We start from the raw sequence: 25,061 nt of genomic DNA on the forward strand, positions 1-25,061 counted from the left end.
ACTTCACACACAGCGCCATTGCTTCACAGGCAGTCGGGAGACTGCCAGGCGCCAACAAAAACACCGGGGGAGCTTCCATGCTTCAAATCGCCAATCGAAAACTCGCGTCGCTCAGCGACGTGCTCTTCACCGGACTGGGCCGTGCGCTCGGTTTTCTGCGTCCGCTGGCACGCGGACTCATCGGTTCCTGGCGACCCCCAGGGTGGCTGCGCATCGTGGGCGCTTTTCTTCTTTTCGGGCTGCAGTGGCTGCAGCAACGGCTGGCCTGGCTGGTCGTGCTGGCGTTGCTGGTGCTGGCCGGCTGGTTCGCCAGCCCGCATGTGCTGAAGTGGTGGCACGGCCTCACGCCCGATCGCGTCGAGCCTGTCGTTTCCACCGCGCAGATCGTGCCGCCGCCGCGCACGCAGATCGAGAACGACAAGGGACCGAACCCGGTCGTCATCAACTTCTCCGCCTCGGTCGCGCCGATCGCGCGCATCGGCCAGGAGGCGACCGGCGTCACCATCGAGCCCGCCATTGCCGGACGCTGGTCGTGGAGCAGCCAGAAGAAGCTCGAATTCCTTCCCGCGCAGGATTGGCCGGTCGGCCAGCCCTACAAGGTGCAGCTCTCGAAGGATGCGCTCGCGCCGCACATCGAGATCGAGCAGCGCAAGTACGAGTTCGCCTCGCCCGAATTCAGCGCGCGCATCGCGGGCGCGGAGTTCTATCAAGACCCCGTGCAGGCCAACGTGCGGCGTGCACTTTTCCAGGTGCGCTTCTCGCACCCGGTCAACACCGCCGAATTCGAAAAGCGACTGGTGCTGACCTATGACCAGGCTTGCGGCACCTCGATCTTCAGCGTGGGCAAGTGCGCGAGCGAGAAGTTCACCGTCAGCTACGACAAGCTGCGCCTCACCGCCACGCTCCAGTCCGAGCCGCTGCCCATTCCCGAGAAGACCCGCCCCGTCGTGCTGAGCCTTGCGGCCGGCGCGGTCGCACAGAAGGGCGGCCCTGGCCAGCGCAACGACATCTCGCGCGCAGTCGACATTCCCGGCCTCTTCAGCCTGGACATCTCCAGCGTCGACCCCACCATCGTCACCGGCGAGAACGGCGAGCCTGAGCACGTGATGCACGTCACCGCCTCGATGCCGGTGCACGAGCGCGAAATGGCGCGCGTGGTGCAGGCCTGGCTCTTGCCCGCCACGGAAGAAGCCAAGGGCGACCCGGAAGAAAAGTTCGACTGGTCCGCCGATCCGTCGAAGGTCACCGACGCCGTGCTGCGCCGCGCGAAGAAGATCAGCCTGCAGCCCATCGCCAGCGAGCGCGAGGTGACCGAGATGGTCAGCTTCCGCCTGCCGCAGGCCGAGGGCGGCCGCTACCTGCTGGTGCGCGTGGCCAAGGGCCTGAAGACGCCGGGCGGCTACCAGCTCGGCGCCGCGCGGCAGGATGTGCGTTTGCTCAAGACCTTCGCGCCGGAGCTCACCATCATGAGCCAGGGCTCGCTGCTCGCGCTCTCCGGTGAACGCAAGCTGCCGATCCTGGTGCGCGACCTGCCCGGCATCCGCCTGGAAATCGGCCGCCTCCTGCCGCAGCAGCTGCAGCACCTTGTCACGCAGACCAACGGCGACTTCGCGCATCCGCAGTTCAACAGCGGCCTGCAGTCGGACAACCTCGTCGATCGCTTCCAGAAGGAAATTCCGCTCAGCATTCCCGCCGGCAAGGCGCACTACGAAACCGTCGACTTCGCCGAGTACCTGCGCAGCGACGTGGCCGACCGCCGCGGCGTGTTCCTGCTCAAGGTGCAGGGCTTCGATCCCAAGGCCAGGAAGAAGCCCGAAGGCGATGCCACCCAGGCGCAGCCCGAAGAAGAACAGCAGGAAGAGCAACAGCAGTACGAGGGCGAAGGCAATCCCGAAAGCGGCAACCCCGAAGACCAGAAAGACCAGCGCCTGGTGTTGGTCACAGACCTTGGCATCGTCGCGAAGAAATCGCTCGACGGCACGCGCGACGTGTTCGTGCAGAGCATCGCCAACGGCCAGCCGGTCGCTGGCGCTTTGGTCGAGGTGTGGGGCCGCAACGGCATGATCGTGGCGTCGCAATCCACCGACGCCACGGGCGCCGCCAAGCTGCCCAACCTCGCCGGCTACCAGCGGGAGAAAGCACCCGTGGTGCTGGTGGTGCGCAAGGACGGCGACCTGAGCTTCCTGCCCTTCAACCGCAGCGACCGCACGCTGGACATCTCTCGCTTCGACGTCGGCGGCCTGCGCGCGGCCGGCGTGCCGAACCAGATGACCGCCTACGTGTTCAGCGACCGCGGCATCTACCGCCCGGGCGACACCATGCACATCGCGATGATGGTCAAGGCCGGCAACTGGGCCACGTCGCTGCGCGACCTGCCGCTGGAAGCCGAGATCATCGATGCGCGCGGCCTCAGCGTGCGCCGCGAAAAGCTCAAGCTCGGCCCCGGCGGCGCGGCGGAAATCGCGCACACCACGCAGGACAGCTCGCCCACCGGCAACTACACCGTCAATCTCTACCTGCCGCGCGAATCGTCGCCGGGCAACCCCGAGGTGCAGGGCCTCCTGATCGGCAGCACCACGGTGAAGGTGCAGGAGTTCCTGCCCGACCGCACCAAGGTCGTCGCCAAGCTCAGCAGCGAAGTCGCCGAAGGCTGGGTCAAGCCGAAGGACCTGAAGGCACTCATCGATGTGCAGAACCTCTTCGGCACGCCCGCGCCCGACCGCAAGGTCGAAGGCACGCTCACGCTGAGCCCGGCCTTCCCGGTGTTCCGCGCGTTTGCCGACTACGCCTTCTTCGATCCGCAGCGCGCCGCCGAAAAGCAGGTCGACGACCTGGGCAGCACGCAGACCAGCGCCGAAGGCAAGGCCGAGTTCGACCTGCGCCTCTCGCGCTTCGATGCCGCCACCTACCAGGTGCACGTGCTCGCCAAGGCCTTCGAGCCCGAGGGCGGGCGCAGCGTCTCGGCCGAGGCCCAGACGCTGGTGAGCGACATGCCCTACCTCGTGGGCGTGAAGGTCGATGGCGACACCAGCTACGTGAGCAAGGGCGCCGCGCGCAACGCCACCGTGATCGCGATCGACCCGCAGGCCAGGAAGACGGCCGTGGCCGACCTGAAGATCGAGCGCGTGGAGCGCAAGGTGCTGTCGGTGCTCGTGAAGCAGGACAGCGGCCTCTACCGCTACGAGTCGCGCAAGAAGGAAATCGTGATCGACGAGAAGCCGCTGGCCATCGTCGCGGCCGGCAACACCATCGCGCTGAACACGTCCACGCCGGGCAACTTTGCCTACGTGGTGCGCAATGCCGGCGGGCTGGAGTTGAACCGCGTCGAGTACAGCGTGGCGGGCAACGCGAACGTCTCGCGCTCGCTGGACCGCAACGCCGAGCTGCAGCTCACGCTGGACCGCAAGGACTACGAGCCGGGCCAGGAGATCGAGGTGAGCATCCGCGCGCCGTATGTGGGCGCGGGCCTCATCACCATCGAGCGCGACAAGGTCTACGCCCACGCATGGTTCAAGACTGACAAGACCGCCTCGGTGCAGAAGATCACGCTGCCCAAGGACTTCGAGGGCACCGGCTACATCAACGTGCACTTCGTGCGCGACCCGGCCTCGGACGAGGTCTACATGAGCCCGCTGTCGTACGGCGTCATTCCCTTCGCCACCAGCCTGGCCAAGCGCACCGCGAACCTGCAGCTCACCAGCAGCGAACTCGTGAAGCCCGGCCAGACGGTGAAGATGAAGCTCACCAGCGACAAGCCCACGCGCGCCGTGCTGTTCGCGGTGGACGAAGGCATCCTGCAGGTGGCGCGTTACAAGACGCCCGACCCGCTCAAGCACTTCTTCCAGAAGCGCGCGCTCGAAGTGGGCACCTTGCAGACGCTCGACCTGATCCTGCCCGAGTTCAAGAAGCTCATGCAGGGCGCCGCACCCGGTGGTGACGGCGAAGGCGAACTGGGCAAGCACCTGAACCCGTTCAAGCGCAAGCGCGACAAGCCGGTGGCTTACTGGTCGGGGCTGGTCGATGTGAACGGCAGCCGCGAGTTCAGCTACACCGTGCCCGAGAGCTTCAACGGCAGCCTTCGCGTGATGGCCGTCGCGGTGAACGACGAGACCACCGCCGCCAAGAGCACCCGCACCGTGGTGCGCGGCGACATGGTGATCCTGCCGAACGCGCCGCTCGCAATGGCGCCCGGCGACACCGTCGAAGTGGGCGTGGGCCTTGCGAACAACATCGCGGGTTCGGGCAAGGAAGTGCCCATTGCGCTCACGCTCACCGCTTCAGGCGGACTCGAAGTGGTGGGCGATGCCACGCAGACGCTCAAGGTCAACGAGCGCGGCGAAGCGAGCACCAGGTTCAACGTGCGCGCCAAGCCGGGCGAGCAGGCGGTGCTGGGTTCCTCGGCGCTGGTGTTCACCTCGACGCACAAGACCTTCAGCGCGCGCCTGTCGACCGAGGTGAGCGTGCGGCCCGCATCGCCCTTCGTCACGCTGGTGCAGGCGGGCAGCTTCCAGCGCGCGGGCGAGTTGAGCAGCAAGGCCGACCTGTATCCGAACTTCCGCAAGAGCGAAGTGGCGGTGTCTGCCGCGCCGTGGGCCTTCGCGACCGGGCTCATGCAGTACCTGGAGGTCTATCCGCACGGCTGCACCGAGCAGATCACCAGCCAGACCTTCCCGGCCGTGCTGCTGGCCGGGCGCCCCGAGCTGATCAAGGAAATGGCGCGCGGCCGCACGGCCGAGCAAGGCCCGTTGCCCGACGCGCGCAAGACCTTCGAGCGCTACCTCGTGCAGCTGCGCGCACGGCAGACGGCCGATGGCGGTTTCGCGTTGTGGCCCGGTGCCGACGCCAGTCCCTTCGCCACGCTGTACGCGGTGCACCTGCTGATCGAAGCCAAGGACCACAAGCTGCCCGTGCCGCAGGACCTGCTGCAGAAGGCCAACACCTACCTGCAGGGCTGGCTCGGCAGCGGCGACACCTCGCTGGACGGCTGGCGCCAGCGCACGCAGGCCGCCTACCTGCTGACACGCCAGGGCATCATCGCGCCGGCCGCTCTGGCCAACCTGCGCGAAGCCTGGCGCAGCAAGCAGACGCAGGGCTGGAGCGACGACCTCGGCGCCGTGTACCTGGCCGCGAGCTACCAGCTCGTGAAGCAGGAGCAGGTGGCCAACGAGCTGCTCAACCCCGTGTGGTCCGACCTGCTCGCACGCACCGAGAAGAAGCAGCGCCGCAACGTGTGGGGCGCCTACTACGACCCGCTGGTGCACGACAGCATGACGCTGCACCTGGTGGGCCGCCACTTCCCCTCGCGCCTGAAGACGCTCAAGCCCGAGGTGTGGGAAGGCATGGGCGCGATGGTGCGCGACGGCTGGTACAACAGCCTGTCGTCGGCCTCGATGCTGCTGGCGGTCGATGCCTACTTCGAAGCCGTGGCGCAGAACGTCGAGGGCAAGCTCACGGCGCAGACGGTCAACGCGCAAGGGCAGGCCGCGGCGCTCGCGCTGGGCTCGGTGAACCCGATCACGCGCGCGCCGGTTCCCATCGGCACCGCCAGGCTGAAGCTGTCGAACGACAGCGACTTCAACCTGTACTACAGCTGGGCCGAGCAGGGCTTCGAGCGCAACGTGCCCGCCACGCCGGTGAACCAGGGCCTGGAAATCTTCCACGAGGTGCTCGATGCCAAGGGCAACCCGATCACCAAGGCCAGGCTCGGCGAAGAGGTCACGGTGCGGGTGCGCGTGCGCAGCCTGGAGCGCGCGCAGCTCAACGACGTGGCGCTGGTCGACCTGTTGCCCGGCGGGCTGGAGCCGGTGCTGCAGGCCGTGGGCGACGACGATGACGCCAATGCCGATGCGCCGATCTGGAAGAAGCGCCTGGGCGGCGGTGGCTCCTGGAAGGTGCAGTACGCAGACATCCGCGAAGACCGCGTGGTGTTCTACGGCGCCGTCAACAAGGACCTGCTCGAAGTGACCTACAAGGCGCGCGCTACCAACGTGGGCGACTTCGTGGTGCCGGCCGCGTATGGCGAGGCGATGTACGACCGGCGCGTGTATTCGCGCTCGGCCGGTGCGCGCTTCCAGGTCGTCGCCAACTGACGCAGGCGCAGCGAGGCCGCCATGCGCTTGAGCGTGAAGTTGGAAAGGCTCCGCAAGCCCGCGCTGTGGGCGCTGGCGGCCGCCTTCCTGCTGGCGCTGCTGCGCCTCTGGCCGCACGCCCCGCTCAGCGAAACCGTCGGCAGCTCGCGCGCCGTGTATGCCCAGGGCGGCGAGCTCTTGCGCCTCACGCTCGCGGGCGACGAGCAATACCGCCTCTGGGTGCCGCTCGACCGCATCTCCCCGACGCTGGTCGATGCCGTGCTGCTCTACGAAGACCGCCGCTTCTACGCGCACCCCGGCGTCAACCCCGCCGCGCTGGCGCGCAGCGCCTGGCGCATCGCCAGTGGCGAGCGCAGGCAAGGCGGCTCGACGCTCACGATGCAGCTTACACGGCGCATCTACGGCATCGACAGCCGCACGGCCATGGGCAAGGTCGCGCAGATCGGCGCGGCGCTCTGGCTGGAGGCGCGCTTCGGCAAGCGCGAGATCCTCGAGGCGTACCTCAACACCGCGCCCTACGGCGGCAACATCGAAGGCGTGCAGGCCGCCAGCCTCATCTACTTCCGCAAGGACGCCGCCAAGCTCAGCCTGCCCGAGGCGCTGACGCTCGCGGTGATTCCGCAGAACCCCGTCAAGCGCATCGCCGAGCGCGGCCGCAATGCCGAGCTGCAGTCGGCGCGCGAACGGCTGTGGGCGCTGTGGGCCGAGCGCGATCCGACCGCGAAGCAGCACGCGCCCGATGCGCAGCTTGCGCTCTCCGCCCAGTCGCGCGGGAGCCTTCCCTTTCTCGCGCCGCACGCCACCGACATGCTGCTCGCGCAGGAGCGTGGCGTGCAAGAGATCCGTACCACGCTCGACCTGCGCATGCAGGCCACGCTCGAACGCGTGATGGGCCAGTACCTGCGCACGCACGCCGACGTCGGCATGGCCAACGCGAGCGCGCTGCTGCTCGACGCCTCGACCATGCGGGTGCGGGCGCTCATCGGCTCGGCCGACTGGCACAACGACGCGATCGCGGGGCAGGTCAACGGCACGCAGGCCAAGCGCTCGCCGGGGTCCACGCTCAAGCCCTTCATCTATGCACTCGCGCTCGACCAGGGGCTGCTGCATCCGAAGACGATGCTGAAAGATGCGCCGACTTCCTTCGGCCCCTACACGCCCGAGAACTTCGACCACCGCTTCGCCGGCCCGTTGTCCGCGCAGGAGGCGTTGATCCGCAGCCGCAACATTCCGGCGGTGGCCGTCGCAGCGAAGCTCTCGAAACCCGGGCTCTACGACTTCATGCGGCTCGCGGGCGTGCAGAAGCTGCAGAGCGAATCGCACTACGGCCTGGCGCTGGTGCTGGGCGGTGGCGAGGTCACGCCCGAGGAGCTTGCGGGTCTCTACGCCACGCTGGCGAATGGCGGCATCTCGCAGCCGCTGCGCTACACGCAACCCACGCCCGACGAGCGCCCGGCGCAGCCGCTGCGCCTGTTGAGCGAGGAGGCCTCGTTCATCACGCTCGACATGCTGCGCCACACGCCGCGCCCCGACACCACGTTGCCCGCACGCCCCGCCATCGCGTGGAAGACGGGCACCTCCTGGGGCTTTCGCGATGCATGGACCGCGGGCGTGTTCGGCCGCCATGTGCTCGTGGTGTGGGTCGGCAATTTCGACGGCACCAGCAACCCCGCGCTCGTGGGCGTGGATGCGGCCGCGCCGCTCTTCCTGCGCATGGTCGATGCACTGCGCGCCGAGCGGCTGGACCCTGGCGAGATCGCGACGCGTCAGCCGCCCGACCTTCGCCAGATCGAAGTCTGCGCAGCGACGGGCGGGCTGCCCGATGGGCTGTGCCCGGTGCGTGCCACGACCTGGTTCATCGCCGGCAAGTCGCCGATCCAGGTGAGCAACCTGCACCGCGCCGTGTGGGTCGACGAGACGACCGGCAAGGTGGTGTGCGGGCCGCAGCCCAATGCGCGGCAGCAGGTGGTCGAGCAATGGGGCAGCGACATGCGGCGGCTGTTCCGCCAGGCCGGCCTGCCGCGCGCGAGCCTGCCGGCCGATGGCTGCGAGAAGGGCGAGGCCTCGGAAACGGCGCCGCTCATCACCTCGCCCTTGCGCGGCGTGCGGCACACGCTGCGCGTGAAGAAGCCGGAGCCGCTGGTGCTGCGCGCCGAAGCGGCCGCAGGAACGCAGGCGATCTATTGGTTCGCGGACGACGCGCTGATCGGCAAGGCCGCGCCCGGCGAAGGCATCACCTGGATGCCCGACATGGCCGATTCAGGCCGGCGCTACGTGCTGCGCGCAATCGATGACCAGGGCCGCGCGGAGTCGCGCGAGGTCACGGTGGACATCGCACCGTAGCTTGCGAGCCCCCGGCTTTTCACTGCGCTGCGCTTCGTGTGATTCACCACCCCCGAGATGAGGCGCGGGCGCCTTGGGAGGCCCAGCGGCGCCCGCAACGAACGGATGTCATGGCGGCGTCACGCGAAATCGGCATGGTCTCGCGTTTCGACTGAAACCTTTCTTCTTGCTCATGACGCGTCTTGCCTCCCTCTCCTTCGTCGCCCTTGCCACCGCGCTCGCCTGCGGCAGCGCGGCCGCACAGACCGCCTTTCCCGCCACGCTCGCCGGCCACGCCGTGCTGCCCGCGCAAAGCTTCGTCGCCGCGCCCAAGGATGCGCCCGCCGACCTGCAGGCCAGCGGCAAGTTCACCTCGGGCAAGCGCGTCGAGGCGCTGGGTACGGTGGAAGGTCTCTCGGGTGGCCGTGGCACCGGGGTCTCGGTGCCCTTCAAGGGCCAGCCGCTGCAGGGCCACTCGGGCATCAAGAAGATGGACGACGGCACGTTCTGGATCCTCACCGACAACGGTGCCGGCGCCAAGGCCAACTCGCCCGACTTCATGCTCTACCTGAACCACTACAAGGTGGATTTCAAGAGCGGCAAGTTCAACCGCCTGAACACGATCTTCCTGCACGACCCGGAAAAGAAGGTGCCGTTTCGCATCGTCCACGAAGGCACGAAGCAGCGCTACCTGACGGGCTCCGATTTCGATCCCGAGAGCTTCCAGTTCGCCGGCGGCGCGCTCTGGATCGGCGAAGAGTTCGGTCCCTTCCTGATCAAGGCCGACCTCAAGGGCAAGGTGCTCGCGGTGTTCGACACGCAGGTCGACGGCAAGGTCGTGCGCTCGCCCGATCACCCCGCGGTCACCACGCCGGGCGTTCCCGGCGGCGCGGTCGATTTCCAGGTCAAGCGCTCCAAGGGCTTCGAGGGCATGGCCTCGTCCAAGGACGGCAGCAAGCTCTACGCGCTGCTCGAAGGCCCGGTGTGGAACGCCGAGGCCAAGGACTACGAACGCGTCGACGGCAAGGAAGCGCTGCGCGTGCTGGAGTTCGACGTGGCCACCGAAAAATGGACGGGCCGCCACTGGAAGTACGTGCTCGAAGCCAACGGCAACGCCATCGGCGACTTCAACATGATCGACGGCACCACGGGCCTCGTCATCGAGCGCGACAACGGCGAAGGCACGAACGACAAGGCCTGCCCCGAAGGCCAGAAGCGCACCGACTGCTTTCACGACATCGCGAAGTTCAAGCGCGTCTACAAGGTCGAGCTGGGCGATGCGAACGCGGGCGGCCCGGCGCGCAAGATCGGCTACATCGACCTGCTGAACATCGCCGATCCAGACAAGCTCGCGCGCAAGCCGCTGAACGACGGCGTGCTCAAGTTCCCGTTCTTCACGATCGAGAACGTCGACGTGGTCGATGCGACGCACATCGTGGTCGGCAACGACAACAACCTGCCCTTCTCGAGCAGCCGCGAGCCGAACAAGGCGGACGACAACGAGCTGGTGCTGCTCGAAGTGGGCGCGTTGCTGCAGGCGAAGTAAAAAAAGCAAAAGCGGTCAGGGCACCAGCACCACCTTGCCGGATGTGCGCTGGCTCTCCAGTGCGTGGTGCGCCTGCGCGGTCTCGTATCGGCTGGGTGCTCTGGCTGGGCGCGCTCACGGCACCCGCGCTGGCGACCGTGGGATTGCTGGGATGCGCGCCGCACCGCTTTCACCGGATCGCGTCCGCTGCTGCGGTTATTGCACTGCTCTGCCTGCTGCTTGCCGCATCGGCGGCGTGATGCGCAGCGCCTGTCCGCTCATCGCGCCTTCCACGGCCAGAGCGCGTAGAGCCGCGTGACTTCGCGCGCGGCCGAGCATGCCGCCCCCGCCGATCACCACGACCTTGAGCCGCAGCAGCTTCATGCCGGCCGCCGCACCGAGGAGCCGCCCGACAGCACGCCCTGCGTCATCGGCAGCGCCATGAAGTCGTGCGGAAAGCCGAGCTTGATCGCGCTGACCGCATCGAGGCGCTGCATCGCATCGCCGTCGAGCGCCACATCCAGCGCGCCCAGGTTGTCCTCGAACTGCGCGAAGGTGCGCGCGCCGATGATCGGCATCACCGTCGGCGCGTTGCGATGCAGCAGCCAGGCCAGCGCGACCTGCGCCGGTGAGCGGTCCTGTTCCTTCGCGATCTGCGCCACCACATCCGCGATGTCAAGCGAGCGGGGCTGCAGCGCGCCGTTGCCGGCCGCCACGTCCTTGCGCGAACCCGTCACGCCGGCGCCGGGGTTGTTCGCGTGGTCGAGGTCGGCGCGCGTGTACTTGCCGGTCAGCACACCGCTGCCGAGCGGCGACCACGCCATCACGCCCAGGCCGAGTTCGTGTGCCATCGGCAGCAGCTCGCGCTCCACGGTGCGCTCGATCAGGCTGTACTCGATCTGCAGCGCCACCAGCGGCGCCCAGCCGCGCAGATCGGCCAGCGTCTGCATGCGCGCGACCTGCCAGGCCGGTGTGTCGGAGATGCCGGCATACAGCACCTTGCCCGAGCGCACGAGGTCGTCGAAGGCGCGCATCACTTCCTCGAAGGGCGTGAGGTTGTCCCAGATGTGCAGGTACAGCAGGTCGATGTAGTCGGTGCCCAGGCGCTTCAGGCTCGCCTCGACCGAGCGGACCATGTTGCGGCGGTGGTTGCCGCCGGCGTTGGGGTTGCCCGGCTGCATGTTGAGCGAGTACTTGGTGGCCAGCACCACCGACTCGCGCTTCTGGGCGATGAACTGGCCCAGCATGCGCTCCGAGCTGCCGTTGGTATAGAAGTTGGCGGTGTCGATGAAGTTGCCGCCGCGTTCCACGTACGCGTCGAACATGCGGCGCGACTCGCTGGCATCGGCGCCCCAGCCCCACTCCTGGCCGAAGGTCATGGTGCCCAGCGACATGGGGCTGACGCGCAGGCCCGAGCGGCCGAGGGTGAGGTAGTTGTCCAGCTTCATGGTGAATGTCCTTTCGAGGGGGGCGGCGGTGCGGCTGCATCGCCATGGCCTCGAAGGTAGTTCCGGCATTGATTCGGAAAAAGCCCGTTCGGCTTGATGCTTTGTGAAGCTGGTCTTCATAATGAGCGCATGTCGCCTGAACTCCTTCCGGCCATTGCCGCCTTTGCACGGGTGGCCCACCACGCCAGCTTCACGCGCGCCGCGGAAGAACTGGGCGTGTCGCCCTCCGCCCTGTCGCAGACCGTGCGCACGCTCGAACAGCGCCTGGGCGTGCGCCTGCTCGACCGCACCACGCGGCGCGTCGGCGTCACCGAGCTGGGCCAGCAATTCCTCGCGGGCGCGCGGCCGGGGCTCGATGCCCTGGCGCAGGCGGTCGAGGGCATCGACGAGGCGCGCGACAAGACCGCCGGCCTGCTGCGCCTGAACGCGGCGCGGGTGTCGGCCGAGCTGCTGCTCTTTCCGCATTTCGGCGATTTCGCGCAGGCCTACCCCGACATCACGCTCGAGCTGGTCTGCGACAACCGCATGGTCGACCTGGTGGAAGGCGGCTTCGACGCCGGCATCCGGCTCGGCGAAAGCCTGGCGCAGGACGTGGTGGCCGTGCCCGTGGGCGGGCCGCTGCGCATGGTGACCTTCGCATCGCCGCGCTACCTCCAGGGCCGCACGCCGCCCCAGACGCCCGAGGACCTGCGCGCGCACCACTGCCTGAACTACCGCCTGACCACGGGCGGGCTCTACCGCTGGGAATACGCGCAGGACGGCCGCGTGCTCGATGTAGAGGTGGCCGGCCCGCTGGTCAGCAACGACAGCGACGTGCTGCTGGCGGCCGCGCGCAACGGCGCGGGCATCATGGTGGCGTTCGAGGAATCGGTGCGCGCCGACTTCGAAAGCGGCCGCCTCGTGCCGCTGCTCCAGCCGTGGTGGCCGACCTTTCCGGGCTTCTACCTCTACCACCCGAGCCGCGCGCAGATGCCGCGCAAGCTGCGGGTGTTCATCGACTTCCTGCAGGCGCGGCACGCGCCGCCGCCGGTGTCGCAGCGGGCGGTCAGGCCCGCATCAGCGCCTCGATCTCGTCCGCCTTCACCGGCACGCCGCGCGAAATGAGTTCGCAGCCGGTGGCCGTGACGATCGCGTCGTCCTCGATGCGGATGCCGATGTTGTGGAACTGCTCTGGCACGCCGTCGGCGGGCCGCACGTAGATGCCGGGCTCCAGCGTCAGCACCATGCCGGGATGCAGGATGCGGCTCGGCCGGTTCTTGATGACCTCGTTGGACAGCGGATCTTTTCGTTCGCTCACTTCGCCGACCTGCGTGGGCTCCACGTAGCTGCCGCAGTCGTGCACGTCCATGCCCAGCCAGTGGCCGGTGCGGTGCATGTAGAACTGGAAGTAGGCGCGCGAGTCGATCACGTCGTCGAGGCTGCCCACCTTGTTGGCGTCCAGCAGCCCGAAGTCGAGCATGCCCTGCGCCAGCACCCGCACCGCGGCGTCGTGCGGGTCGGTGAAGCGGTTGCCGGCCTTGGTGGCCGCGGCCGATGCGTCCTGGCTCGCGAGCACCAGGTCGTACAGCGCGCGCTGCGGTCCGGTGAACTTGCCGTCGGCCGGGAAGGTGCGGGTGATGTCGCTCGCGTAGCCGTCCAGCTCGCAGCCCGCGTCGATCAGCACCAGTTCGCCTGAGCGCAGCGGCGCCGCGTCGGCGCGGTAGTGCAGCACGCAGGCGTTGGCGCCGGCCGCGACGATGGAGTAGTACGCCGGATACTGCGAGCCGCCGAAGCGGAACTCGTGCAGCAGCTCGGCGTCCAGGTGGTACTCGCGCACGTCCTTGCCCTCGCGCAGCATGCGAGATGAAAGCTGCATCGCGCGCACGTGGGCGCGGGCGCTGATCTGCGCGGCGCGGCGCATGATGTCCTGCTCGTGCGCGTCCTTGACGAGGCGCATCTCGTCGAGCGGGCCGCACAGGTCGCGCTGCTCTTCGGGGCACAGCGCGCCGTAGCGCACGCGGGCGCGCACCGACTGCAGCCAGCCGTCGATGCGGGTCTCCAGGCCCTTGTGGATGGCGAACGGAAACCACACGGTCGAGCGGTTCTCCAGCAGCTTGGGCAGCTTGGCGTCGAGGTCGGTGACCGAGAAGGCCTCGTCGACGCCGAGCGCGGCGGGCGCCGCTTCGGGGCCCAGGCGGTAGCCGTCCCAGATCTCGCGCTCCAGGTCTTTCGGTGCGCAGAACAGCGTGGCGCGGCCGTCGCCGGCCAGCACCAGCCAGGCGTTCGGTTCGGTGAAGCCGGTCAGGTAATAGAAGTAGCTGTCGTGCCGGTACAGGAAATCGGTGTCGCGGTTGCGCGGGCGCTCGGGCGCGGTCGGGATGATGGCGATGCCGTCCTTGCCGAGGTGCGAGGCGAGGCGCGCGCGGCGCTCGGCGTAGATCGTGGTGGTGTCTGCTGAGGTCATCTTGGCGTGGTGTTCAGTTGGGCAAGCCGTTCGGGGGTTCCCACATCGGTCCAGGGGCCGGTGTAGAGCTCGGCGCTCACGAGTTCATTGTCCATCGCGGCCCGCAGGATCGGGGCCAATGGGGCCTTGACGCCGGCAGGGTTGCCGGGCGGGATGCTGCAGTACGGCGGCGCGAACAGGGCGGCGCGGTAGAGGCCGATGGTCGAGAAGGTGTGCTTCTCGGCGGCCTGGTTCAGCGCGAGCCCCTCGGCGGACAGGCCGAAATCGCCCTTCGGGTTGTGCGCCGGGTTCGGCACCAGCCACAGGTGCGCCAGCTTGCCGCCGGCCAGGAAGCGGTCGACCGAGGCTTGCGCGAAGCGGAAATCGGGCGCGAACACATCGCCGGCCGCGACCCAGAAAACTTCGCCCAGCAGCGGCAGTGCGCGCACGATGCCGCCTGCCGTTTCGAGGGCGCCACCGAAGTCGCGGCCCTCGTCGGAATATGAAATTGATAGCGCGCCGTGCGCGTCCAGCAAGGGGCTTGCGCCGAACCGGGCCGAAATCTTCGCGCCCAGCCAGTCCGTATTGACGACCAGTTCGGTGAAGCCGCCGTCGGCCAGCGCCTCCATCGGCCATTGCATGAGCGGCTTGCCGCGCACTTCGAGCAGGGGCTTGGGCGTCGCATCGGTCAGCGGCCGCATGCGTTCGCCGCGGCCTGCGGCCAGGATCATCGCCCGCACGGAAGCCGGGGTGCTCACGCCGCGATTCGGCCGCGCTGCAGCTCGTTGCGTTCGCTGTGGGAGGGCTGGAACAGCGAGACCAGGCATTCCATCAGCGCATGCGCCTTGGCCGAATGGTCGCCGCCGAAATTGCAGACGTACACATCGAGCGTCACGCCGCGCTGCTCGGGCCAGGTGTGGATGCACAGGTGCGATTCGGCCAGCAGCACCGTGGCCGTCACGCCGCCCGGCCCTTCGGACGTGGCGGGAAAGGCATGGATCAGCTTGCCCACCGCCTGCAGCCCCGCGGCCGACACTGCCTTGATGCAGACGGCGCCCAGGGCGGGCCCGTCGGTGAGCCATTGGAGACCGCATCGGCAGTCGTGGAGATCGGCGGTGAGGTGCAGCCCGTGCATGGGTGGCAACTCTAGCAGCCAGCCCGCCGCACAAGAACATCAGCAGGGTGTTCAGGCCGTATCGGGGGCGGTTGGGGCTCGCCCGGTAAAATCGCGGGTTCTCCCGACCCCAACCCTTTCCTTTTCCCTCCGAAAGTCCACCGCACATGGCAAACCACGCCCTGATGGCCAACGCAATCCGCGCTCTGGCTATGGATGCCGTCCAACAAGCAAATTCCGGGCATCCCGGTGCACCGATGGGCATGGCCGACATGGCCGTCGCACTGTGGGGCGAGCACCTGCGCTACAACCCGGCCAACCCGCACTGGTTCGACCGCGACCGCTTCGTGCTCTCCAACGGCCACGCCTCGATGCTGCTGTACTCGGTGCTGCACCTCACGGGCTACAACCTGCCGATGGAAGAGCTCAAGCACTTCCGCCAGCTGCACAGCAAGACCGCCGGCCACCCCGAGATCGACGTGACCCCCGGCGTGGAAACCACCACCGGCCCGCTGGGCCAGGGCATCACCAACGCGGTCGGCTTCGCGCTGGCTGAAAAGCTGCTCGCCGCCGAGTTCAACCGCCAGGTCGGCAAGGTGAACCACGACATCGTCGACCACCACACCTACGCCTTCCTCGGCGACGGTTGCATGATGGAAGGCATCAGCCACGAAGCCAGCGCGCTCGCCGGCGCCTGGAAGCTCAACAAGCTGATCGCGCTGTACGACGACAACGGCATCAGCATCGACGGCCAGGTCAAGCCCTGGTACATCGACAACGTCGCCGAACGCTTCCACGCCTATGGCTGGCACGTGATCGGTCCGATCGACGGCAACGACGCCAAGGCGGTCTCGAAGGCCATCGCCAAGGCCAAGCAGTCGACCGACAAGCCCACGCTCATCAACTGCAAGACCGTCATCGGCAAGGGCAGCCCGAACCGCGCCGGCACCGCCAAGGCGCACGGCGAGGCGCTGGGCGCCGAAGAAATCAAGCTCACCCGCGACGCGATCGACTGGCACTACCCGCCCTTCGAAATCCCGGCCGAGGTGTACGCCGACTGGGACCACAAGGCCGAAGGCGCGAAGATCGAAGCCGCCTGGAACGACAAGTTCGCCGCCTACGCCGCCGCCTTCCCCGAACTGGCCGCCGAGTTCACCCGCCGCATGAAGGGCGAGCTGCCCAAGAACTTCCACCAGGTCGCGTTCGACACCGTGGTGGCCGCCCACACCAAGGGCGAGACCGTCGCCAGCCGCAAGGCCAGCCAGCTCGCGCTGGAAGCCTTCACGGCCGCGCTGCCCGAAATGCTCGGCGGCAGCGCCGACCTGACCGGCTCCAACCTCACCAACACCAAGAGCACTGCGGCCCTGCGCTTCGACCCGAAGACGGGCGCCGTGGTCATGAACGTGCCGGCGGTGGAAGCCAAGCAGGGCGCCGAAGACGAAGCCAAGCCCGAAGCCCCCGCCGAAGTGCCGCACGGCACCATCGGCCGCCACATCAACTACGGCGTGCGCGAGTTCGGCATGGCGGCCATCATGAACGGCGTGGCGCTGCATGGCGGCTACATCCCCTACGGCGGCACCTTCCTCACCTTCAGCGACTACAGCCGCAACGCCATCCGCATGGCCGCGCTGATGAAGCGCCGCGTGATCCACGTGTTCACGCACGACTCCATCGGCCTGGGCGAAGACGGCCCGACCCACCAGTCGATCGAGCACGCCGCGTCGCTGCGCCTGATTCCGAACCTGGACGTCTGGCGTCCGGGCGACACGGCCGAAACGGCGGTGGCCTGGGCCGTGGCGCTGCAGAACCAGTCGCGCCCGACCGCGCTGCTGCTGAGCCGCCAGAACATCGCCTACGCACCGAAGAAGGAACTGGGCGACATCAGCCGTGGTGCCTACGTGCTGTCCGAGCCGGAAACCGTGGGCCTCAAGAGCAAGAAGACCGCGGCGGTCATCATCGCCACTGGCTCCGAAGTGCCGCTCGCGCTGGCCGCCCAGAAGCTCCTGGCCGAAAAGAAGATCGCGGTGCGCGTGGTGTCGATGCCCTCGACCACCACCTTCGATCGCCAGGACGTCGCCTACAAGAAGGCCGTGCTGCCCAAGAAGATTCCGCGCATCGCCGTGGAGATGGGCTGCACCGGCGGCTGGTGGAAGTACGGCTGCGCGGCCGTCGTGGGCATCGACACCTACGGCGAATCGGCACCGGCGCCGGAGCTGTTCAAGTATTTCGGGTTCACGGCGGAAAACGTTGCCGCCACCGTGGAAGCGGCGCTGCGGGACTGATCGTCTCCCGGTACTTCTTTCCGTCCGATCACAAGTTTTTCAACCTTAGGAGCAAGTCAGATGGCTATCAAACTCGGTATCAACGGCTTCGGCCGCATCGGTCGCAACGTGCTGCGCGCAGCGGTGCAGAACTTCAAGAACGACATCGAGATCGTTGCCATCAACGACTTGCTCGAGCCCGACTACCTGGCCTACATGCTCCAGTACGACTCGGTGCATGGCCGCTTCAAGGGTGAAGTGACGGTCGAAGGCAACACGCTGATCGTCAACGGCAAGAAGATCCGCCTCACGCAGGAGCGCGACCCGTCGCAGCTGAAGTGGAACGACGTCGGCGCCGACATCGTGCTCGAATCGACCGGCCTCTTCCTCACGAAGGAAACGGCGCAAAAGCACATCGACGCGGGCGCCAGGAAGGTGATCCTGTCGGCACCCTCGAAGGACGACACCCCCATGTTCGTCTACGGCGTGAACGACAAGAAGTACGCCGGCGAAGCCATCATCAGCAACGCCAGCTGCACCACCAACTGTCTGGCTCCGCTGGCCAAGGTGCTGCACGACAAGTGGGGCATCAAGCGCGGCCTCATGACCACCGTGCACGCCGCCACCGCCACGCAGAAGACCGTCGATGGCCCGAGCAACAAGGACTGGCGCGGCGGCCGCGGCATCCTGGAAAACATCATTCCCTCGAGCACTGGCGCAGCCAAGGCCGTGGGCGTGGTGATCCCCGAACTCAACAAGAAGCTCACGGGCATGAGCTTTCGCGTGCCGACCTCCGACGTGTCGGTGGTCGATCTCGTGGTCGAGCTCGAGAAGGAAGCCACGTACAAGGAAATCTGCGCCGAAATGAAGGCACAGAGCGAAGGCGCGCTCAAGGGCGTGCTGGGCTACACCGAAGACAAGGTGGTGGCCACCGATTTCCGCGGCGACCCGCGCACCTCGATCTTCGACGCCGAAGCCGGCATTGCGCTGGACAGCACCTTCGTGAAGCTCGTGAGCTGGTACGACAATGAATGGGGCTATTCGAACAAGTGCCTGGAGATGGTGAAGGTCGTGTCGAAGTAAGGCTTCGCGCTTCAACGAAAAACGCGCCCGAGGGCGCGTTTTTTCTTGGGGCTCGCCGGTTCGGCGACAACGCGCTCACTGCAGCTTCGCGTTCCTGCGGATCTCGCTGCTCAGCTGCGAAGTCATCTGCCTGGCCGCACGCCGGGCCGCCAGCCCGTAATCGCCATTGAACTCGCCGAACTCCGCCGCACCGCTGCCGGTTGCACGCACGCGCGTGACCTCGGCTCCCGCGGCGTCGCTCACCACGCAGGACACCTCGGCCGTGAACGAAGTGGGCGGCCAGGTGACCCAGGACGACGAGCTCGAATCCGTCTTGATCTGCGGCGTGAACACCAGCGACACGCCCGCTGCTTCATTGGCCTTCGCATCGCCGGCGGTGCGCAGGACGATCACGTTGCGGTAGACCCCGCGCAGCGCATCGCGAATGGACTTCTCCAGGTCGCGGTACGGGTAGTAGCTCACCCGGTCGCCGCTGCCGCCGGCGGTCGTGACCTGCAGGTCGCGCTGCGCATCGGTCATCACATAGGCGACCTTCTTCGGGATGAGATGGGCGACGGAGCGCGGCGGCGCGGTCTCCGTGATCATCGTGATCGGATGGGAGCAGCCGGCCAGCAGGGCGGCGGTTGCCAGCGCGGCAGCCAGGCGGGGCATCGGAGAAGAAAGAAGAAACGACATGGTGCTTCTCCGGCTTTATGGCGCTGACGAGGCGATGGCCGCAACGAATTGCGGATCGGCATACACCTGCCGCAGCAGCGCACGCACCAGCCGCGGATATGCCGCTTGCCCGGCGGGCACGGCCACGATGTTCGCGTAGCTCGAATCGAAGGCGATCTCGCCGCGGTAGGTCTTGCGCAGCTTCTGCGCCGCGTCGCGCGTGACGGTGACCTCCACGTCCATGCGGCCGGTGCCGTTGACCACGCCGAGGTCGAGTTCGTTGACGACGATGCGCGCTGCGATGCGTGTCGGCGCCTTCGGGTCGTAGACCGCGATCTCGCTCAGGTCGCGCATCAGCGCGTCCTCCAGGTACTGCGCGAAGGTGCCGCTGGGCGACACCAACTTGGCGCGGCGCAGGCTCAGCGTGTTGATCTTGTCATTGGGGTCGGTCGGCTGCACCTTGGCGACCGCCACCTTGCCGGGGTTGTTGGCCTCGAGGCGATCGAGCGCCTCGTAGTCGGCGGCGTAAGGCGGTGCGCCGAGCTGTGCGCAACCAGCCGCGAGCAGCACCGCGGCGCATGCGCCTAGCCTCGCGGCGAAAGCGTGCAGGCGGAAACCATGCGGTCTGAAAACGATCGCCATGTCTCGAGTCCCCTCGTCCGAGATGTCTTGTGCTCCCGGCGCGAAGGTAGCACGCCTCGCGCCGTGCGCGAAGGCCGCTAAGGGAAGAACCTCAGACTGGTTCGAGCACGTGGATCAGCTTGCTCTCGACCAGTTCCTTGGTCTTCTCGCCATGGGCTTTCATGTGCGGCGCGACGGCGTGGGCCTGCAGATGGGCCAGCGTTTCCCACTTCTCGATCACGACAAAGCTGTCGGCCCCGAAGCTCGCCTTCGAGGGGGGAACGCCTTGCGCGTCGATCGTCGCGCCGTACTCGATGCAGCCCTCTTCGGCCAGCACGGCCGCGCGGTTGGCGGCAAAGGCTTCGAGCAGTTGGGCGCGCTGGCCCGGCTTGGCGTTGATGACAGCGACTACGTGAATCATTGGAATGGCTCCGGTGTGGTTGTAAGGGTTGTGGATGGCGAGCGTCGAATCTAAAAGATCCGGCGCCTCGGCGCAGGTCCCGCGCGAGACCCGGTGCCCCACCCTATCATCGCGCGCATGTTCTTCCCGCTCCCCCGCACGGCCACCGCGCCCTTCTGCCCCTCCGAAGTCAAGGGCAGCGTGGCGGTCCCGCAGGACCTGCCCTTCGGCAAGAAGCTCTTGCGCTACGCGGGCCCGGGCCTCCTCGTATCGGTGGGCTACATGGACCCGGGCAACTGGGCGACCGACATCGAGGCGGGATCGCGCTTCGGCTACGGCCTGCTCTTCGTGGTGCTGCTCGCGAGCCTGGCGGCGATGTTGCTGCAGACGCTGTGCGTGCGGCTCGGGCTGGTCGCGCAGAAAGACCTCGCGCGCGCCTGCCGCGAGCACTATTCGCCGCGCGTGAACCGCTTCCTCTGGCTCGGCGCCGAGCTGGCCATCGTGGCCTGCGACCTGGCCGAGGTGCTGGGCAGCGCGCTTGCATTGCACCTGCTGTTCGGCGTGTCGATTCCGGTGGGCATCGCGATCACGGCCTTCGACACGCTGCTCGTGCTGGGCCTGCAGGGCGCGGGCTTCCGGCGCGTGGAGGCCATCGTGCTCGGGCTGGTGGGCACCATCGCGGGCTGCTTCGTGGTCGAGCTCGCGATGTCGCAGCCCAACTGGTTCGGCGTGGCGATGGGCTTTGCGCCCAGCTTCGAGCGGCTGCAGCAGCCCGGCGCGCTGTACCTTGCGATCGGCGTGGTCGGCGCCACCGTGATGCCGCACAACCTGTACCTGCACTCGTCCATCGTGCAGACGCGGCTCATCGCCGACACCGATGCGGCGCGGCGCGAGGCGGTGCGCTTCTGCACGCTCGACGCGGTGGTGTCGCTGTCGCTCGCGCTCCTGGTCAACGCGGCCATCATGGTGCTGGCGGCCAGCGCCTTCCACGCCACCGGCCACCAGGACGTGACCGAGATCGACGATGCCTACCGGCTCATCGAACCCATCGTCGGCAGCGCGTTCGCGGCCACGCTGTTCGGCATCGCGCTGCTGGCCTCGGGGCAGAGCTCGACCTTCACCGGCACCATCGCGGGCCAGATCATCATGGAAGGTTTTCTCGACCTGAAGATCCCGTGCTGGCAGCGGCGCTTCCTCACGCGCGCGCTGGCGCTCGGGCCGGCGTTCTTCGGCGTCTGGTGGTTCGGCGATGGCGGCGTGGGCAAGATGCTGGTGCTCAGCCAGGTGGTGCTGAGCTTCCAGCTGCCTTTTGCGATGTGGCCGTTGATCCGCTTCACGAGCAGCCGCGAAATGATGGGCGGCTTTGCGAACGGCGCCGTGGTGAAGCTGCTGGCCTGGGGCCTGTTCGGCGTGATCAGCGCGGCCAACGTGTGGTTGATCGCCTCGGTGGTCTTCGGAAACGGATGAGCGTCAACGCCGCTTGCCGGCGTCCTTCCAGAGATGCACCAGCGCCTCGGGCGCGTCGGTCTCGGGCACGTCGAAGCTGACCGAGCTGGCGGTGGCCGTGTTCTCCATCACCACTTCCACGCGGTAGACGCGCTGGTCGCCGCCTGGCGAGGCCGCATCGCTTTCCTCGGCGTGCGGCGCGGCGCTTTGCAGCGCGTCGTCGATCTGCTGGCGCAACTCCGCGGTGCAGTCGCCCAGCTGAAAACTGCGCGGGCGCGCAAGGCCCGGCATGTAGGCAATGCCGCCCTCGCGCGTCACGCGCACCACGGTGGCTTCGGTCAGGGGCGGCAGGCGGATCATGATGCGGTGACTCCCACGGTGTTCCATGCGGCGATGACCGCCTTGTGCGCGGCGCTGCCGGGGCCGAAGCGCTTGGCGGCGGCGCTCACGGTCAGTTCGGCGAAGGCGGCGAAATCGGCGTCCTGCTTCAACCGGCGGTCGCACACGGTGTCGTACCAGATGCGCCCGGCCGTCTCCCACGCCGGGCCTTCGATGGCGGTCGCGGCGAGATGGAAAGCGCGGTTCGGAATGCCGGAGTTGATGTGCACCCCGCCATTGTCCTGCCGCGTGACGACGATGTCTTTCATGTGCGCGGGCTGCGGGTCCTTGCCGAGCACCGGGTCGTCGTAGGCGGTGCCCGGTTCGGCCATCGAGCGCAGGGCGCGCGCCTTCACCGTTTCCTTGAAAAGCCCCGCGCCCACCAGCCAGTCGGCCTGCTGCGCCGTCTGCTTGAGCACGTGCTGCTTGACGAGCGCGCCGAACACGTCGCAGATCGATTCGTTGAGCGCGCCCGATTGGCCCTGGTAGACCAGCCCCGACTCGTGATCGATCACGCCGTGCGTGAGCTCGTGGCCGATGATGTCCACGGCGATGGTGAAGCGGTTGAACACCTCGCCGTCGCCATCGCCGAACACCATCTGCGTGCCGTTCCAGAAGGCGTTGTCGTAGTCGTTGCCGTAGTGCACGCTGCCCGTGAGCGGCATGCCCGCGGCGTCGATGGAGTCGCGCGCGTAGATGTCGCGGTACAGGCGCCAGGTGGCGCCCAGGGCGTCGTAGGCCTCGTCGACCGCGAGGTCCTTGCTGGCGGCCTGGCCTTCGCTGCGGATCAGCTTGCCGGGCAGTTGCGTGGTGTTGCCCGCGTCATGGATCTTGCGTTCGGGCGAGCCGCGTTTCGCGTACTGCGGCGCGGGGCTCGACGACACCTTGGGCGCGAGGAATTCGCGCAGCCCGCGGTGCTCGCGGTCGATCATCAGCGTGTTGGCCGCGCGCGCGCTGACCGGCGCATCGGCGTGCGCCGCGAGCCGGTCCAGCAGGTACGGCGGTACGAAGCCGGGCGGCAGGATCGGTGGCGGGCGAAGCGGCATGAGCAGGTCTCCGGTGAGCGGTCAGCGATGAAAAATACGGTAGCAGAAAGCCGCGAACCGAGCCGCGCAAGTCCCTTTGCAGATGTCACCGGATGCTGCCCGCCGCCAGCGCCGCCGCAATGAAGTCAACGAAAGCTCTCACGCGCGCCGACAGCTGATGACGTTGGGGGTACACCGCGTAGATGTCGGCATCGGGCGTGCGGTAGTTGGCCAGCACCTGCACCAGCCGGCCGCTGCGCAGGTACCGCGCGATGTCCCATTCCGCGCGCATCAGGATGCCGTGGCCATCGAGCGCCCAGTTGACCGCGATCTCGCCGTCGTTGGTGCTGAGCGCGCCGCGCGTCTTCACGGCCTCGGTGTGCTGCGCGGCGCCGCGGCCCGAGCTCAGGCGCCACACGCCATACGCTTCGTCGCCTTGTCGGATGCCGATGCAGCGGTGGCGTGTGAGGTCGTTGGGCACCTTGGGCTGCCCGGCGCGCGCGAGATACGCGGGCGAGGCGCACAAGAGGCGCCGGTTCGATGCGATGCGCCGCGCGATCACGCGTGCCTCGGGCGGTGCGCCGAAGCGGATGCAGACGTCGAAGGCGTCGTCCGTGAGCGGCGGCGGGTTGACCGAGAGCTGCAGTTGCACCTCTACCTCCGGGTGCTTGCGCGCGAACTTCGAAATCAGCGGCGCCACGTGGCTGCGGCCGAAGCCCAGCGTCGCGTTCACGCGCAAGAGGCCACGCGGCTCGGCCTTCGCCTCGCCCAGCAGCTGCGCCATGTCGTCGATCGCGCCGAGGATGCCGCGCGCATGCGCCACATAGAGTTCGCCCTCGGGCGAGAGGCTCATGCGCCGCGTGGTGCGATTCACCAGCGTCACGCCGATGCGCGCCTCCATCTGCGCGAGCCGCTTGCTCACGGCCGGCGTGCTGATGCCCAGCTCGCGCGCCGCCGCGCTCAGGCTGCCGCAAGCCGCGAGCGTGGAGAAGAAGCCGAGTTCGGCGGGCTGTATCGGAGAAACCATGGGGCGATCCGATTGTTGAATTCAGGTTAAGGATGGATTCACTTCGGGGGCGAATCGTTCGATGCTTCGAATCCTACAGTGGCACCTTCCAGAACCCGGAAGCATTCCATTGAAGGACGGACGACGATGAGCAGCTACAGCATTGCCACCATTCCCGGCGACGGCATCGGCAAGGAAGTGATCCCGGCCGGGCGCGAAGTGATGCAGGCGCTGGCCGCGGCCTCCGGCGGCGCGCTGCACTTCACGTTCGAAGACTTCGGCTGGGGCGGCGACTGGTACCGCGCGCACGGCGAGATGATGCCGGCCGACGGCCTCGACGCGCTGCGCGCAAAAGACGCCATCCTATTCGGCTCCGCGGGCGATCCGCACATTCCCGACCACATCACGCTCTGGGGCCTGCGCCTGAAGATCTGCCAGGGCTTCGACCAGTACGCCAACGTGCGGCCCACGCGCATCCTGCCGGGCATCGACGGCCCGCTCAAGCGCTGCGCGCCGGGACAGCTCGACTGGGTGATCGTGCGCGAGAACTCCGAGGGCGAATACGCCGGCGTCGGCGGCCGCGTGCACCAGGGCCACCCGATCGAGGCCGCGACCGACGTGAGCATGATGACCCGCGCGGGTGTCGAGCGGATCATGCGTTTCGCCTTCCAGCTGGCCCGCTCGCGGCCGCGCAAGCTGCTCACCGTGGTCACCAAGAGCAATGCGCAGCGCCACGCGATGGTGATGTGGGACGAGATCGCGCTGCAGATCGCCAAGGAATTTCCGGACGTGACCTGGGACAAGGAACTGGTCGACGCCTGCACCGCGCGCATGGTCAACCGGCCCGCCTCGCTCGACACCATCGTCGCGACCAACCTGCACGCGGACATCCTGAGCGACCTCGCGGCCGCGCTGGCCGGGAGCCTGGGCATCGCGCCCACCGGCAACATCGATCCGGAGCGCCGCTACCCCTCGATGTTCGAGCCCATCCACGGCTCGGCCTTCGACATCATGGGCAAGGGCCTGGCCAACCCGGTCGGCACCTTCTGGTCGGTCGTGATGCTGTTGGAGCACCTCGGCGAAGCGGAGGCGGCGCGCCGCGTGATGGAGGCGGTGGAGCACGTCACCGCCAACCCCTCGCTGCACACGCGCGACCTCGGCGGCAGCGCCACCACCGCGCAAGTGACGCGCGCCGTGTGCGAACACATCGCGAGCGCGCGGCAGCCCCTCGCGGCCTGATTTCCTTCCGCAGCCACAGCGCGCCTCG

General features: G+C 67.9%; 19 protein-coding genes. 8 read left to right on the plus strand and 11 right to left on the minus strand.

All coding sequences use genetic code 11. The annotated features are described in order from the left end of the window. Positions 1-77: 77 nt before the first annotated feature. From BM133_RS16730 to BM133_RS16740, 3 genes are all read left to right on the plus strand, one after another. Positions 78-6,089, plus strand: a complete 6,012-nt coding sequence (locus tag BM133_RS16730; protein ID WP_093435837.1) for an alpha-2-macroglobulin — start codon at positions 78-80, stop codon at positions 6,087-6,089. A gap of 33 nt (positions 6,090-6,122) precedes the next feature. Beyond that, positions 6,123-8,432: a penicillin-binding protein 1C gene (gene pbpC / locus BM133_RS16735; RefSeq protein WP_371286341.1), complete on the plus strand. Its 2,310-nt coding sequence runs from the start codon at positions 6,123-6,125 to the stop codon at positions 8,430-8,432. Between the two features lie 172 nt (positions 8,433-8,604). Then, positions 8,605-9,957, plus strand: coding sequence for an esterase-like activity of phytase family protein (locus BM133_RS16740; protein ID WP_093435839.1), 1,353 nt, complete (start codon positions 8,605-8,607; stop codon positions 9,955-9,957). Positions 9,958-10,152: 195 nt separating this feature from the next. On the opposite strand, the gene BM133_RS35170 is transcribed toward BM133_RS16740, so the two are convergent. Together BM133_RS35170 and BM133_RS16745 are read right to left on the minus strand one after the other, a co-directional pair. Continuing rightward, positions 10,153-10,320, minus strand: coding sequence for a hypothetical protein (locus BM133_RS35170; protein WP_177224859.1), 168 nt, complete (start codon positions 10,318-10,320; stop codon positions 10,153-10,155). After that, on the minus strand, positions 10,317-11,384 hold the full coding sequence (locus BM133_RS16745) for an aldo/keto reductase (RefSeq protein ID WP_093435842.1): 1,068 nt from the start codon (positions 11,382-11,384) through the stop codon (positions 10,317-10,319). Before BM133_RS16745 ends, BM133_RS35170 begins: the two co-directional genes overlap by 4 nt. 129 nt (positions 11,385-11,513) lie before the next feature. Here BM133_RS16745 and BM133_RS16750 point away from each other — a divergent pair, with 129 nt between their 5' ends. Further along, positions 11,514-12,488 carry a LysR family transcriptional regulator gene (locus tag BM133_RS16750; RefSeq protein ID WP_093435844.1) on the plus strand — a complete coding sequence of 325 codons (975 nt, stop codon included), beginning with the start codon at positions 11,514-11,516 and terminating at the stop codon, positions 12,486-12,488. Here BM133_RS16750 and BM133_RS16755 read toward each other — a convergent pair. Genes BM133_RS16755 through BM133_RS16765 form a run of 3 tightly spaced genes read right to left on the minus strand, consistent with a single transcriptional unit; the run spans position 12,430 to position 14,941 of the window. Next, positions 12,430-13,827 (minus strand): aminopeptidase P N-terminal domain-containing protein, encoded by a 1,398-nt coding sequence (locus tag BM133_RS16755; RefSeq protein ID WP_093435847.1) that lies wholly within the window; start codon positions 13,825-13,827, stop codon positions 12,430-12,432. The genes BM133_RS16750 and BM133_RS16755 overlap by 59 nt on opposite strands. After that, positions 13,824-14,537, minus strand: coding sequence for a nucleotidyltransferase family protein (locus tag BM133_RS16760; RefSeq protein ID WP_093435850.1), 714 nt, complete (start codon positions 14,535-14,537; stop codon positions 13,824-13,826). Before BM133_RS16760 ends, BM133_RS16755 begins: the two co-directional genes overlap by 4 nt. A 23-nt stretch (positions 14,538-14,560) precedes the next feature. Beyond that, complete coding sequence (locus BM133_RS16765) at positions 14,561-14,941, minus strand: S-adenosylmethionine decarboxylase family protein (protein ID WP_093435853.1); 381 nt, start codon at positions 14,939-14,941, stop codon at positions 14,561-14,563. A gap of 146 nt (positions 14,942-15,087) precedes the next feature. Here BM133_RS16765 and BM133_RS16770 point away from each other — a divergent pair, with 146 nt between their 5' ends. Together BM133_RS16770 and gap are read left to right on the plus strand one after the other, a co-directional pair. Next, positions 15,088-17,202: a transketolase family protein gene (locus tag BM133_RS16770; RefSeq protein ID WP_093435856.1), complete on the plus strand. Its 2,115-nt coding sequence runs from the start codon at positions 15,088-15,090 to the stop codon at positions 17,200-17,202. 60 nt (positions 17,203-17,262) lie between these two features. After that, positions 17,263-18,264 carry a type I glyceraldehyde-3-phosphate dehydrogenase gene (gap, locus tag BM133_RS16775; protein WP_093435858.1) on the plus strand — a complete coding sequence of 334 codons (1,002 nt, stop codon included), beginning with the start codon at positions 17,263-17,265 and terminating at the stop codon, positions 18,262-18,264. A gap of 75 nt (positions 18,265-18,339) precedes the next feature. Here gap and BM133_RS16780 read toward each other — a convergent pair whose 3' ends face one another. From BM133_RS16780 to BM133_RS16790, 3 genes are all read right to left on the minus strand, one after another. After that, a complete protein-coding gene (locus tag BM133_RS16780) occupies positions 18,340-18,915 on the minus strand; it encodes a hypothetical protein (protein ID WP_256219236.1) in 576 nt (191 codons plus the stop codon). A 39-nt stretch (positions 18,916-18,954) separates the two neighbouring features. Further along, entirely contained in the window at positions 18,955-19,560 is a 606-nt protein-coding gene (locus tag BM133_RS16785; protein WP_093435864.1) for a hypothetical protein, read from the minus strand. Between the two features lie 91 nt (positions 19,561-19,651). Continuing rightward, a complete protein-coding gene (locus BM133_RS16790; protein ID WP_093435867.1) occupies positions 19,652-19,960 on the minus strand; it encodes a putative quinol monooxygenase in 309 nt (102 codons plus the stop codon). Between the two features lie 117 nt (positions 19,961-20,077). Between BM133_RS16790 and BM133_RS16795 the strand changes: the two genes are divergently transcribed. Further along, positions 20,078-21,406, plus strand: a complete 1,329-nt coding sequence (locus BM133_RS16795) for an Nramp family divalent metal transporter (RefSeq protein WP_093435869.1) — start codon at positions 20,078-20,080, stop codon at positions 21,404-21,406. Between the two features lie 3 nt (positions 21,407-21,409). Here the strand turns inward: BM133_RS16795 and BM133_RS16800 are convergent, their stop codons facing one another. The 3 genes from BM133_RS16800 to BM133_RS16810 all read right to left on the minus strand — a co-directional run bounded on the left by BM133_RS16800 (position 21,410) and on the right by BM133_RS16810 (position 23,815). Next, positions 21,410-21,745 carry a protealysin inhibitor emfourin gene (locus BM133_RS16800; RefSeq protein ID WP_093435872.1) on the minus strand — a complete coding sequence of 112 codons (336 nt, stop codon included), beginning with the start codon at positions 21,743-21,745 and terminating at the stop codon, positions 21,410-21,412. Continuing rightward, entirely contained in the window at positions 21,742-22,809 is a 1,068-nt protein-coding gene (locus BM133_RS16805; protein WP_093435875.1) for a M4 family metallopeptidase, read from the minus strand. The genes BM133_RS16800 and BM133_RS16805 overlap by 4 nt, the downstream gene beginning before the upstream one ends. An 85-nt stretch (positions 22,810-22,894) precedes the next feature. Continuing rightward, positions 22,895-23,815, minus strand: coding sequence for a LysR family transcriptional regulator (locus BM133_RS16810; RefSeq protein ID WP_093435877.1), 921 nt, complete (start codon positions 23,813-23,815; stop codon positions 22,895-22,897). A gap of 126 nt (positions 23,816-23,941) precedes the next feature. Here BM133_RS16810 and BM133_RS16815 point away from each other — a divergent pair, with 126 nt between their 5' ends. Continuing rightward, positions 23,942-25,033 carry a tartrate dehydrogenase gene (locus BM133_RS16815; protein WP_093435880.1) on the plus strand — a complete coding sequence of 364 codons (1,092 nt, stop codon included), beginning with the start codon at positions 23,942-23,944 and terminating at the stop codon, positions 25,031-25,033. The last annotated feature ends 28 nt before the right edge of the window (positions 25,034-25,061 follow it).

The organism is Variovorax sp. 770b2, assembly GCF_900115685.1.
Lineage (GTDB): Bacteria > Pseudomonadota > Gammaproteobacteria > Burkholderiales > Burkholderiaceae_C > Variovorax.